General features: G+C 63.8%; 10 protein-coding genes. 2 read left to right on the top strand and 8 right to left on the bottom strand.

The genetic code is table 11. The features are described 5' to 3' along the window. Positions 1 to 74: 74 nt before the first annotated feature. Positions 75 to 1,403: a citrate synthase gene (gene gltA / locus AC0L3H_RS08300; RefSeq protein ID WP_473585135.1), complete on the bottom strand. Its 1,329-nt coding sequence runs from the start codon at positions 1,401 to 1,403 to the stop codon at positions 75 to 77. A 181-nt stretch (positions 1,404 to 1,584) separates the two neighbouring features. Next, positions 1,585 to 3,009, bottom strand: a complete 1,425-nt coding sequence (gltX, locus tag AC0L3H_RS08295) for a glutamate--tRNA ligase (RefSeq protein WP_473585134.1) — start codon at positions 3,007 to 3,009, stop codon at positions 1,585 to 1,587. Between the two features lie 103 nt (positions 3,010 to 3,112). Here gltX and AC0L3H_RS08290 point away from each other — a divergent pair, with 103 nt between their 5' ends. Continuing rightward, on the top strand, positions 3,113 to 5,569 hold the full coding sequence (locus AC0L3H_RS08290; protein ID WP_473585133.1) for a ComEC/Rec2 family competence protein: 2,457 nt from the start codon (positions 3,113 to 3,115) through the stop codon (positions 5,567 to 5,569). On the opposite strand, the gene lexA is transcribed toward AC0L3H_RS08290, so the two are convergent. The 6 genes from lexA to AC0L3H_RS08260 form a co-directional block, all read right to left on the bottom strand. Beyond that, positions 5,563 to 6,315, bottom strand: a complete 753-nt coding sequence (gene lexA, locus AC0L3H_RS08285; protein ID WP_027151887.1) for a transcriptional repressor LexA — start codon at positions 6,313 to 6,315, stop codon at positions 5,563 to 5,565. The genes AC0L3H_RS08290 and lexA overlap by 7 nt on opposite strands. Before the next feature lie 104 nt (positions 6,316 to 6,419). Next, entirely contained in the window at positions 6,420 to 7,625 is a 1,206-nt protein-coding gene (locus tag AC0L3H_RS08280) for a molybdopterin molybdotransferase MoeA (protein ID WP_473585132.1), read from the bottom strand. Continuing rightward, the gene (gene moaC, locus AC0L3H_RS08275; RefSeq protein WP_473585131.1) at positions 7,625 to 8,122 is read right to left on the bottom strand and encodes a cyclic pyranopterin monophosphate synthase MoaC; all 498 of its coding nucleotides are present in this window, start codon (positions 8,120 to 8,122) and stop codon (positions 7,625 to 7,627) included. Before moaC ends, AC0L3H_RS08280 begins: the two co-directional genes overlap by 1 nt. A gap of 66 nt (positions 8,123 to 8,188) precedes the next feature. Further along, entirely contained in the window at positions 8,189 to 9,040 is an 852-nt protein-coding gene (gene trpC, locus AC0L3H_RS08270; RefSeq protein WP_473585130.1) for an indole-3-glycerol phosphate synthase TrpC, read from the bottom strand. A gap of 4 nt (positions 9,041 to 9,044) precedes the next feature. Beyond that, positions 9,045 to 10,055: an anthranilate phosphoribosyltransferase gene (gene trpD, locus AC0L3H_RS08265; protein WP_473585129.1), complete on the bottom strand. Its 1,011-nt coding sequence runs from the start codon at positions 10,053 to 10,055 to the stop codon at positions 9,045 to 9,047. Continuing rightward, entirely contained in the window at positions 10,052 to 11,944 is a 1,893-nt protein-coding gene (locus AC0L3H_RS08260) for a SurA N-terminal domain-containing protein (protein WP_473585128.1), read from the bottom strand. Before AC0L3H_RS08260 ends, trpD begins: the two co-directional genes overlap by 4 nt. Before the next feature lie 146 nt (positions 11,945 to 12,090). Here AC0L3H_RS08260 and tpiA point away from each other — a divergent pair, with 146 nt between their 5' ends. Then, positions 12,091 to 12,858, top strand: coding sequence for a triose-phosphate isomerase (gene tpiA / locus AC0L3H_RS08255; RefSeq protein ID WP_473585127.1), 768 nt, complete (start codon positions 12,091 to 12,093; stop codon positions 12,856 to 12,858). Positions 12,859 to 12,926 lie beyond the last annotated feature (68 nt).

Raw genomic sequence — 12,926 nt, 5'->3', positions numbered from 1 at the left:
AATGGTCAAAATCGTGCTTGACCATAGGCCACAAAGAGACCCTGCTTCACTATTCACTATTCACTATTCACTATTCACCGTTTAGCAATCGGCACATAATCCCGTTCCGGCGCACCTGTATAGAGCTGGCGCGGGCGGCCGATCTTCTGGTGCGGATCCTCGATCATCTCTTTCCACTGCGCGATCCAGCCGACGGTGCGGGCGACTGCGAACAGTACGGTGAACATGGTGGTGGGGAAGCCCAGCGCCTTCAGCGTGATGCCGGAATAGAAATCGACGTTCGGATATAGCTTCTTCTCGATGAAATAGGAATCGGTCAGGGCAATCCTTTCCAGTTCCATGGCGATGTCGAGCAGCGGATCGTCCTTGATGCCGAGTTCGCCCAAAACCTCATGTGCGGTCTTCTGCATGATCTTGGCGCGCGGATCGTAGTTTTTGTAGACGCGATGGCCAAAGCCCATCAATCGGAACGGATCGTTCTTATCCTTGGCGCGGGCGATGAAATCCGGGATGTGGTCGACTTGGCCGATCTCGCCCAGCATGTTCAAGGCTGCCTCGTTGGCACCGCCATGGGCCGGTCCCCACAGGCAGGCGATGCCGGCGGCGATGCAGGCGAACGGATTGGCGCCCGACGAGCCGGCGAGGCGAACGGTCGAGGTCGAGGCGTTCTGCTCGTGATCGGCGTGCAGGATGAAGATGCGCTCCATCGCACGCGCCAGCACCGGGTTGATCTTGTATTCCTCGCACGGCACGGCAAAGCACATATGCAGGAAGTTGGCCGCGAAATTCAGCTCGTTCTTCGGGTAAATGAAGGGCTGGCCGATGTGGTATTTGTAGGCCATCGCCGCGATCGTCGGCATCTTGGCGATCAGCCGCATCGATGCGACCATGCGCTGGTAGGGGTCCGAGATGTCGGTGGAATCGTGATAGAAAGCTGACAGCGCACCGACCACGCCGCACATCACCGCCATCGGGTGGGCGTCGCGGCGAAAGCCGGTGAAGAAGCGCGACATCTGCTCGTGCACCATGGTGTGGCGCGTCACCCGGTAGTCGAAATCGTCCTTCTGCGCCTTGGTCGGCAGTTCGCCGTAGAGCAGGAGATAACAGACTTCGAGGAAGTCGCCGTGCTCGGCCAACTGGTCGATCGGATAACCGCGATGCAAAAGGATGCCGGCATCGCCATCGATGAAGGTGATTTCCGACTCGCAACTTGCCGTCGAGGTGAAGCCGGGATCGTAGGTGAAGGCCCCGGTGGTGCTGTAAAGCGCGCCGATATCGATGACGTCAGGTCCGACCGAGCCGCTTCGCACCTTGAGTTCGTGAGTTTTGCCGCCGAATTCAAGTTTCGCGGTCGACGCGTGGGTTTTGCCGCCAAATTCCATTTTTGTCGCAGCTTCGGACATTGCAAACTCCTTTTTGTTTTCTCATGTCGGCAAAGGCAAAATTTCTGCAACGCAACACGTCGAAAGTATCGGAGTTCGCGCGTTTGCGCCCGCAATTGGATTTGCGTGCCAAATTGGGCCAAGACCTAATGTTGCACTGCGAAACCCACCTTTCAATGCCAATCTTCTTGGGCCAGTTTTGCTAATCGATTTGATCCGCGACGCGCGCCAGGCTTTCCTCGCGGCCAAGCACGGCAAGCACGTCGAACACGCCGGGCGAGGTGCTTTTGCCGGTGAGCGCGGCGCGCAAAGGTTGGGCCACAGCGCCAAGCTTACGACCGCCGGCAAGCGCATATTGGCGGATCGCCGCTTCCGCCGCTGCGGCCGTCCAATCCCCTGAAATCGCCTTCAGCGCCGCATGCGCGCCCCGCAGGATCTCGCGCGCCTCACCGCCGAGCAGCGCCGCCGCCTTCTCGTCGATCGGCAGCGGCCGCTCGGCAAACAGGAAGGCGGCACCGTCAACCAGCTCGACCAGCGTCTTGGCGCGCTCCTTCAAGCCGGGCAGGGCGGCCAGCAACTGCGCCTTGCGTGTGTCGTCGAGGCGCGCTGCGATCGCCGGGCCGCCTTCGAGATAGGGCAAGGTGTTGATGAAGATATCGAGCAATTCGGCGTCGTTCATGCGCCGCATATGCACGCCGTTCAGCGCCTCGAGCTTGGCGAAGTCGAAGCGGGCGGCCCCCTTGTTGACATCGCCGATGTCGAACCACGCAATCATGTCGGCGATCGACATGACCTCGTCGTCGCCGTGGCTCCAGCCGAGCCGCGCCAGGTAGTTGAGCAGTGCCTCGGGCAGATAGCCCATGGCGCGATAGGCTTCGACGCCGAGGGCGCCGTGCCGCTTCGACAGCTTGGCGCCGTCGGCGCCATGGATCAGCGGGATATGCGCCATTGACGGCACCTCCCAGCCCAAGGCTCGATAGATCACCATCTGGCGGGCGGCATTGGTCAGATGGTCGTCGCCGCGGATGATGTTGGTGATGCCCATGTCGTGGTCGTCGACGACGACGGCATGCATATAGGTCGGATTGCCGTCCGAGCGCAGGATGATGAAATCGTCGAGGTCCTTGTTGGGGAAGCGGACTTCGCCCTGCACGCGGTCATGCACCACCGTCTCGCCTTCGGCCGGCGCCTTGATGCGGATCGCGCCCCTGGCGCCAACCGGCGCCTCTGACGGGTCGCGGTCGCGCCAGCGGCCGTCATAGCGGGGAGGCAAGCCCTTGGCCCGCGCACTCTCGCGCATTGCCTCCAGCTCAGCCGGCGCCGCATAGCAGTAATAGGCTTTGCCGAGGCGCACCAGCTCCTCGGCGACCGCGCGGTGGCGCGGCGCGCGCTCGAACTGCGATACCGGCTCGCCGTCCCAGGTGAGGCCGAGCCAGGAGAGCCCATCGAGGATGGCAGCGGTTGCCGCATCGGTCGAACGCTCGCGATCGGTGTCCTCGATGCGCAGCAGCATCCTGCCGCCGGTGTGTTTCGCATACAGCCAGTTGAACAGCGCCGTGCGCGCGCCGCCAATATGCAGGAATCCGGTGGGCGAAGGGGCAAAACGGGTGACGACCTTGTCGGGCATGGAACTCTCGGGGCAAGCGCAGGAAACGGATGTGGCTGCGCGGACTTTCGCGCGTTGCGCGTTCATGTAGCATAGGAGGTCAAGGGCGCAAGGGGCGAACCCTATGGCTGGACCAGGCCGCGGCGTGGACGAGAGCGAGGGCGCGAACGCAAGCGTCAGCGAACGATCGCTGTTCGCCGACGTTCCTCACGCTGAGCCGCTACCCGTTTCGCTGCCTGCGTCGCCGCCGGGCATCCAGCCTCTTTCGCCGGATCGCTCGGCGCCGATACCGGCTCCAGCACCCGGCCCTGTCATTCGTTTTCGCCGACAGCTCAGCCATCTTTCACCATCCGGTGTCCGCAACAAGGTGGCCTCGGCAGCCGGCCTGGAACTCGACCGCGGCGTCGCCTTCCTGCTGGTGCCGGTTTTTCTGGCATGCGGGGTGATCGTCTATTTTTCGCTTGCCGTCGAACCGGACTTTGCCCAGCCCATCTCCGTCGTGGTCCTCACGGCATTGTGTGCGGCCGTCACGCGCTCACGCCGCAAAACGCATCTGTGCTTCATGGCAGCGTTGCTGTGCGCGCTTGGTGTGCTCGCCGCCAAGGTGGAAACCTGGCGCGCCGGAACGAAGATGCTCGGTTCGGAAATTCAGACCCGGCTGACCGGCCGTGTCGTCAGGCTCGACCAGATGGCGAACGGCCGGATCAGGCTGACCATCGACGTGATGTCGACCGCCCGGCCGACACTGCGTTATGCACCCGAACGTGTCAGGGTATCGGCACGCAAGATTCCCGCTGAGATGACCGCAGGCTCGGTGGCAACCGGCTATGTGAGGCTTCTGCCTCCGACTGGCCCGGTCAGACCGGACAGCTTTGATTTCTCCTTCGACAGCTATTTCGCCGGTATCGGTGCCAGTGGCTTTTTCCTCGGCAGTCCAAAGATCGTCGTCTCCGAAGATGCACCGTTAACCGCACGCCTTTCTTCGTCGATCGAGAAGGCGCGCGAAACCATAGCCGACCACATCAGGGACAGCATCGGTGGTGCCGAGGGGGAGATTGCCGCTGCGCTGATCGTCGGCGTGCGTGCCGGCATCCCCGAAGAGATAAACGAATCGATGCGGCGCACCGGCATCTACCACATCATCTCCATTTCCGGCCTGCACATGGCGCTTGTCGCCGGCACCGTCATGGGATTGCTGCGCGGCGCCTTTGCGCTGTTTCCCGACTTTTCGTCGCGCCGGCCGGTCAAGAAATATGCGGCTGCTGCCGCACTCGTCTCCATCGCTGCCTATCTGATCTTTTCCGGTATCGTGGTCGCGGCTGAACGCAGCTTCATCATGCTGGCGGTAATGCTTGTCGCCGTGCTGTTCGACCGGGCGGCACTCACCATGCGCAACCTGGCGATTTCGGCCATCGTCGTCATCGTCGTGTCGCCGCATGAGGTGGTCGGCGCAAGCTTCCAGATGTCGTTCGCCGCGACTGCGGCTCTCGTGGGCGCCTATGCCGGTTGGTCCGACTATCGTGCCGACAAGGCCACGGCGCCGCAACGGCGACGGTCACCGGTCGCTTTTGTCACGCGCAAACTTGTCGCTGGGGCAGGCACCATCGCAATGACCTCCATCATTGCCGGCAGCGCCACCGCGCTGTTCGCCATCTGGCACTTCCAGCGCGTCTCGCCGCTTAGCCTGTTCGCCAATCTGGCCGTCATGCCGATCGTCACGATCGTCATGTTCCTGGCCGTCCTCAGCGCCTTGGCAATGCCTTTTGGCCTCGACGGCCCTTTCCTCTACATGATGGGCAAGGGCCTGACGGCGATGATCGCAATTTCGGGATGGATCTCGGAGCGTTCGCCGGTCGATGCAGTCGGCCTGATTTCGTTGCAATCGGTCCTGCTGGTGACGGTCGCCCTGGTCATCGCCACGATGGCGACGACATGGCTGCGGCTTGCCGCACTTCCCTTTGCGCTCGCCGGCCTGCTGACGATTTCCGAGACGCGCACCCCCGACGTGCTGATCTCGGAGGATGCGCACCTGGTGGCGATGCCGATCGGCGGCGGTGAACTTGCCGTCAACCGGGTGCGTTCGAACGAATTCACCACCGACAACTGGAAACATGCGCTGGTTTCAACGACGATCGTCGAGCCGGAGACATTCGAAAAAGGAGATGTGCGGTTCGACATCGCCGACCCGGCCGACCTGCCGCCGGGAGCGCCTTTCACCTGCACTGCCGGCCTGTGCCTGGCCCGGCATCCGTCCGGCGCGCTCATCGCGCTCGCCGACAACCGCAAAACCGCGCGGCCGGCCTGTGCCTTTGCGGATTTGATCGTCATCGACGATGCCACAGCCTATTACAAACCCTGCCGCAACCCGCTGGTTCTCGTCGTCACCAAACGGCAGCTCGCACGCATGGGCAGTGCCGCCGTGTTCTTCGATCCGCTATCGGCGACGACGCGCGCAGAAATCCGTTTTGCCGTCAGACAGCCATACAGACCCTGGCATGAGCAGCGGCGATTTTCGCGCGAGGCGAGGGGCCTGCCGCCATACCGCAGGGCCGAGAAACCCAAGAAGCCTGCTCTTCAGTAACGCCGGATCAGTCCGACGAGCTTGCCCTGCACCTTGACCCGGTCCGGCCCGAAGATGCGCGTCTCGTAGGCCGGATTGGCGGCTTCCAGTGCGATCGAGGCACCTTTGCGGCGGAATCGTTTCAGCGTCGCTTCCTCCTCGTCGACCAGAGCGACAATGATCTCGCCAGGCTGGGCGGTATCGGCGTTGCGGATGATGACCGTGTCGCCGTCGAAGATGCCGGCCTCGATCATCGAATCACCCTTGACCTCCAGCGCGTAGTGCGTGCCGCCGGTGATCATGTCCGGTGGCACCGAGATCGAATGCGTCTGGTGCTGGATGGCGTCGATCGGCACACCGGCAGCGATGCGGCCCATCACCGGTATGGAGACGGTGGCAACGACGTCGTCGTCATTGCCGGCAGCACGCATGCGCGAAGGCGCCGGCTTGATCTGGCGTCCGAGGCCGCCCTGTCCAAGCCCGCCCTGGCCAAGGCTGCCTTGAATGACGCTCGGCGAGAATTTGCGCGCCGCATTGAGGCCCGGCGCGATCGAATCGGGCAGGCGCAGCACCTCCAGCGCGCGGGCGCGGTTGGGCAGGCGGCGAATGAAACCGCGTTCCTCCAGCGCCGTGATCAGCCGGTGGATCCCTGATTTGGAGGCGAGGTCGAGCGCTTCCTTCATCTCGTCGAACGAGGGCGGAATGCCGCTTTCCTTCAGCCGTTCGTGAATGAACATCAGCAGTTCATGTTGTTTGCGTGTCAGCATCGCCACCCCCAACAGAATCAGAAAAACAAACCCAGAACAAACACTATCTGTTCCAGTTGTGTTCCGCAACCATTTAAAGTTTAATGAATGTGTTGACGTTTTGTTCAGCGTAGCATCAGCACGCTGCAGGCGGCGCCCGCTGCGGCTGCGGGAGCGAATGGCTCGCGCACGACCAGTCCGTTGGCGTCGGCCAGCATTCTGAGCATCGAGGAATCCTGGATACTGAACGGCGTTGCCTCAAGCGTGCCAGCTTCTTCCTTCACCACCGCGCGTACATAGTCCTGCCTGAGATCGTTGGCCGGCATGGCGGCGCCGAGCCGCGCCTGACGCATGTCCTGGCGGAAGGCGCGGCCGCTGAGCCGCGCCAGCAGCGGCTTCAGAAAGAGCTGCGTGCAGACCAGGCTGGCCACCGGATTGCCGGGCAGGCCGATGCAGCGGATGGCGCCCAGCCGCCCGAACATCAGTGGCTTGCCGGGCCGCATGGCGATTTTCCAGAAATCGAGCGCCATGCCTTCGCCGGTCAGCACGTCATGGACGAGGTCATGGTCGCCGACCGAGGCGCCGCCCAGCGTGACGATGACGTCCGCGCCTGCGTCGACGGCTTTTGTCACCAGCGCGGCGATCGCCTCCTTGCGGTCGGGGGCGATGCCGAGATCGAGTGCGCTGGCGCCGACCGAGCGGGCCGCGGCGGCGACACCATAGGCATTGGAGGAGATGATCTGGTCGGGGCCAAGGTCGCTGCCCGGCGGCAGCAATTCGTCGCCGGTGGCGATGATGGCGACCAGCGGCCGTTTCACTACGCGGACCTGCTGGTGGTTGGCCGACGCCGCCAGCGACAATGCCGCCGGATCAAGCAGGCGGCCTTTCTCCAGCAGCATGTCGCCCTTCGAGAAATCGAGCCCGAGGCGGCGGATGTTGCGGCCTTCAACCGTGGGCGCGGTCACTTCGACGATGCCGCCACCGAGGTCGCGGACATTCTCCTGGATGACGATGGTGTCGGCGCCTGCGGGAAGCGGCGCGCCGGTGAAGATGCGCACGGCCTGCGCCGGGCCGACTGTTCCGGTAAAGCCGCGACCGGCCGGCGCCATGCCGATCACCGAAAGTCTCGCGGGCACGGACGCGACATCGTCGGCCCGCACGGCATAGCCGTCCATGGCCGACGCGTTGAATGGCGGCTGGGTGCGGAGCGCCATGAGCGGCTCCGCCAGCACGCGGTCGGCGGCATCCATCAGGGCGACGCTTTCAGCCTGCAAGGGCGCAGCATCGGCAAGCAGGTGCTCGAGCGCCTCGGCGACCGCAAGCAGCGCCATTATTGGCCTGCCCCCTGGGCATCCGCCTTGTAGTCGCCGGATTTGCCGCCGGTCTTTTCCACCAGCCTGATGCCGGAGATCGCCATGCCGCGATCGACCGCCTTGGCCATATCATAGATGGTCAGGCAGGCGACCGAGACGGCGGTCAGCGCTTCCATCTCGACGCCGGTCTTGCCGGTGACGCGGGCCAGCGCCGTGACCTTCAGGCCGGGCAGCGTCGCGTCAGGTTCGATGTCTACCGATACCTTGGTCAACAGCAGCGGATGGCAGAGCGGGATCAGCTCATGCGTCCTCTTGGCCGCCATGATGCCGGCGATGCGCGCCGTGCCCAGCACGTCGCCCTTCTTGGCATCGCCGTCGAGAATCATTTTCAGCGTTTCGGGCCGCATCGAGACAAGACCTTCGGCGATTGCCGTGCGGGTCGTCTCCGCCTTGTCGCCGACATCGACCATATTGGCTTCGCCTTCCGCGCCAAGATGGGTGAGGGCGGCCGACATCGTCAGGTCACCCTGGAGCGACGTGCGTCCGTTTGGACGCACAAACTACACTCTGACGCTTTGTATCTATGCATCATGCTCTCCGAACATCGATTCCGATTTTCGGGCAGATGCATTGGCGGGCGCCTTGCCCGTCAAAAGCAGGTGCGTCGCAGTGGCCACGTCCTGTTGCCGCATCAGGCTCTCGCCGACGAGGAAAGTGCCAATGTCGCTCCGTTCCAGCCTGCGGCAGTCCTGGTGCGAGCAAATACCGCTCTCGCTGACCAGCAGTCGGTCGGCCGGCACCATCGCCGCGAGCCGCTCCGATGTCTCGATGCTGGTTTCGAACGTCCGCAGATTGCGGTTGTTGATGCCGATCAGCCGCGACCACAGTTTCAGCGCGCGTTCCGTCTCGGCCTCGTCATGCACCTCGACCAGCGCATCCATGCCGAGCTCGAACGCCGTCGTTTCGAGTTCCCTGGCCACGGCGTCATCGACGCTCGCCATGATGATCAGGATGGCGTCCGCGCCCCACGCACGGGCCTCGAACACCTGATAGGGCTCGAACAGAAAATCCTTGCGCAAAGCCGGCAATGTCACGGCGCTGCGCGCATCGGTGAGGAATTCAGGCGCCCCCTGGAAAGACGGCGCATCGGTCAGCACCGAGAGGCAGGCAGCCCCACCTTTGGCATAGGCCGTGGCCAGCGCCGGCGGATCGAAATCGGCGCGGATCAGGCCCTTGGACGGGCTCGCCTTCTTGATCTCGGCGATCAGCGCGAAACTGCCGGTTTTGCGTTTGGCTTCAAGGGCCGAGAGAAAGCCGCGTGGTGCGTCGGCATCCTTTGCCCGCGCCCTGATTTCGGCAAGCGGCACCCGCGCCTTCGCCGCCGCGATCTCGTCGCGCTTGTAGGCTTCGATCTTGCGCAGGATATCAGACACGGCGCTATCCGTTCGAAATCTCGACCAGCCGGTCAAGCACCTTTAGCGCCCGGCCGCTGTCGATGGCTTGCGCCGCCGTCGCCATGCCATCGGCAAGCGTCGTCGCCTTTCCCGCCACCACCAGTCCGGCGCCGGCGTTCATCAGCACCGTATCGCGAAAGGCGCCGGCAGCGCCGCCCAGCATGTCGCGCAGCGCCTGGGCGTTGTAGGCGGCATCGCCGCCGCGCAACTCGTCCTTGGTATGCCGCTTCAGCCCGACCGCTTCCGGGGTCAGCGTAAAGCTGCGGATCTCGCCGCCGACCAGTTCGGCGACCTGGGTTTCGCCGGTGGTGGTGATCTCGTCATAGCCGTCGCCATGGGCGACCCAGGCGTGCTCGGCGCCCAGTGCCTTCAACGTCTCGGCCACCGGCATGATCCATTCCGGCAAGAAGACGCCAACCATCTGCCTGACGACACCAGCCGGATTGGAGAGCGGGCCGAGCAGGTTGAAGATTGTGCGGGTGCCGAGCTCGACGCGGATCGGGCCGACATGCTTCATCGCCGGATGATGCGCCGGCGCGAACATGAAGCCGACGCCTGCGTCGTGGATGCAGCGGCCGATCGTTTCCGGCGGGATGTCGAGCTTGACGCCGAGCGCGGTCAGCACGTCGGCGGCGCCGGTCTGCGAGGACAGTCCGCGATTGCCGTGCTTGGCCACCGGCACGCCGCAGGCGGCGATTACGAAGGCGGATGCGGTCGAGATGTTGACGCTGTGCGAATTGTCGCCGCCGGTGCCGACGATGTCGATGGCGCCAGCCGGCGCGTCGACGCGCAGCATCTTGGCGCGCATGGTGGCGACGGCGCCGGAAATCTCGCTCACCGTCTCGCCGCGCACGCGCAGCGCCATCAGGAAGCCGCCGATCTGGCCGGGCGTAGCGTCGCCCGACATGATGATGTCGAAGGCATCGCGCGCTTCCTCGAAGGAAAGCGAGCTGCCGGCGGCGACCTTGGCGATATGGGTCTTGAGCGCGCTCATCTGGTCAGGGCTTGGGCAACGGCGGTCTGGTCGATGCGAACGTCATATTGCGTCTGCAGCTGCGCCACCAACTGGTCGAGCAGGTCGTCGGACATGCCGGCGGTGAACGATTTCTGCGCGTCGTCCGGCACCGAGCTGGCGTCGGCTCCGGCAGGCTCGAAGACTTCGGCGATCCTGAACAGGATCTGTCCGTCGCCGGTGGGCGAGGGGATCAATCCGGTCCCGCCTTCGCCTTCGCCGAACATCGCAGCCGCCCCTTCCTTGCCGAAATCGGCGTCGTCCGCCCCGCGCTTGACGCCGCGCTTGGTCTGCTTCTCAAGCTTGAGTTCGCTCGCGATCACGTCGAGCGTGGTGCCGGCCTCGAGACGCTTTTCGAGCTCCTGCGCTTTTGCGGTGAGCCGCTTGGTCGTTTCCGCCGCCGTCCAGTCGGCCACGACCTTCTGGCGGACTTCATCCAGCGTGCGGTCGCGGGCCGGCGTGATCGACGCCACCTCGTAGAACACGAAGCCATTGTTGGCGGTGGTGAGGTCGGGATTCTCGGTGCCGGGCTCGGCATCGAACACCGCCTTGATGAGATCCGGCGATTCCGGCAGATCCTTGATGATGGCGCCGTCCGGCCTCAGGCCGGTGCGATCGATCGCGTCGACGGTGACGACCTTCAGCTTCAGCTTTTCGGCCGCTTCCTTGAGCGTGCTGCCCGAAGCGCGGCTATCTTCGTAGCTGTCATGGACGTCGAGCAGAATGCGGCTTGCCTCGCCGAGCGCCAGGTCCTTGCGGATGTCGGCGGCCACTTCGGCCAGCGGCTTCACCACTTCGGGTTTGATCTCGGTGACGCGCAGCAGAACCGGACCGAAGGCGCCCTGAACGACCGGGCTGACTTCGTTGACCTTGAGCGCAAAGGCCGCATCCGCCACCGCCTTGTCGGCGATCTTGTCCTTGGACAGCGTGCCGAGCAGCGTGTCGGCCTGCGTCTTGCCCTCGGCGGCGACGAGTTTGTCGAAGGTCGCGCCGGTCTCGAGTGAATCGAGCGCGGCCTTCGCGGCATCGGGCGTTTTGAACACGAGCTGTTCGATGGTGCGCGTTTCCGGCGTGGTGTAGCGCCCCTTGTTCTTGTTGTAGTCGTCGCTGACCTGCTGGTCGGTCACGGCACTCACATCCATGATGTCTTCCGGCTCGAGCCTGACATAGGAGAATTTGCGGTATTCGGGCGCCGCATAGGTCTTCTTGTTTTCCTCGAAATAGGCCGAAAGCGTAGTGTCGGATGGCGCTTCGATCGGCTCGACCAGCGATTTCGGCAAGGTCAAATAGTCGATGGTGCGGTCTTCGCCACGATAAAGCGCCACCGCCCTCAAGAACGTATTCGGGGCCTTGAGGCCGTCGGAAACCGCCTCGACGATCTGCTGGCGCACAGCCAGCTGGGCGCGATTCCTGAGATAGTCTTCCGGCCGCATGCCGACCTGTTGCAGTATGTATTCGAAAGTCCTTCTGTCGAAGTTGCCGCCGGGACCCTTGAAGGCCGGGTCTTCATGTGTGAGTTGGGCCAGCCGGTCCTTGGACAGCCCAAGCCCGAGCTTGCGGGCCTGCTCATCGAGGACCGCGCCCGACACGAGTTGCGCCAGCACCTGGTTGTCGAGGCCGAGCGCCGTCGCCTGCTCGCGGCTGATGCGCTGGCCGAATTGCTGCGACATCACGCTGATCTGCCGGTCATAGGCCAGCCGATACTCGTTGATCGACACTTTGGTGCCGCCGGCCGTGACAACGGCGTCGTGGCCTGCAAAACCACCGACCATCTGTCCGGAAATGCCCCAGACGGCGAAGCTCAACACCAACAATATCAGTAGCGCTTTCGCGATCCAGGTCCCCGCGGCGCTTCTCAAGATACTAAGCATGGTCACTTCCGATTTTTTCGCGCATTTTCGCATGCGCCGAGTCTGAAACAAGCGCAATAGCGTCCTTCCGGCCCACTGTCGATTGCTTTGTGGGCTGAGTTTGGTAGTGAGGACGCAGCCGAATATTGCCCGGAGAAGCAAATCCCATGACGCCTGGAATCCGCCCGTTGGTCGCTGGCAACTGGAAAATGAACGGCACCAGCGCCTCGCTCAACGAACTCAGGATGATCGGCAACGGCTTCATGAGCGGGCTCGATGCCGAGACCGAAGCGCTGGTCTGCGTTCCGGCGACGCTGCTTGCGCATGCCGCGGAGATCTTGTCGCGCACGCCGGTCCGGGCCGGGGGCGAGGATTGCCACAGCAAGGAGAGCGGCGCCCATACCGGCTGTATTTCGGCCGAGATGCTGAAAGATGCGGGCGCCAGTCACGTCATCGTCGGCCATTCCGAACGCCGCGCCGATCACAATGAGGACGACGCCATTGTCCAGGCAAAGGCGTCTGCCGCGTGGCGCGCCGGGCTGGTTGCCATCATCTGCATCGGCGAGACGAGAGCCGAGCGCGAGGCGGGCGCCACGCTCGACGTGCTATCGCGCCAGGTCGCCGGCTCGGTGCCGCCGACTGCAACGGCATCGAATACCGTCATCGCCTACGAGCCGGTATGGGCGATCGGCACGGGACTGACGCCGACTGCCGCCGACGTTGCTGAGGCGCATGCGCATATTCGCGAAAAACTGTCGGAAAGGCTTGGCAGCGCAGCGGCAAAGATGCGCATCCTCTATGGCGGCTCGGTCAAGCCGTCGAACGCGGTCGAACTGCTTGGCGTAAACAACGTCGACGGCGCGCTGGTCGGCGGCGCCAGCCTGAAGGCGGCGGACTTTCTCGGCATTGCCGAAGCCTATCGAAACATCTCCTAAAGCGCGTCGCGTTTGGCCGGCCTAATGCGGGGTCAGGCCCAAGGGCATGCTTTTGCGCGACATGCTTT

This window comes from Mesorhizobium sp. WSM4816, from assembly GCF_055811535.1.
The sequence above is the reverse complement of the archived record's forward strand: the minus strand, read 5'-3'. Positions and strand labels throughout refer to the sequence as shown.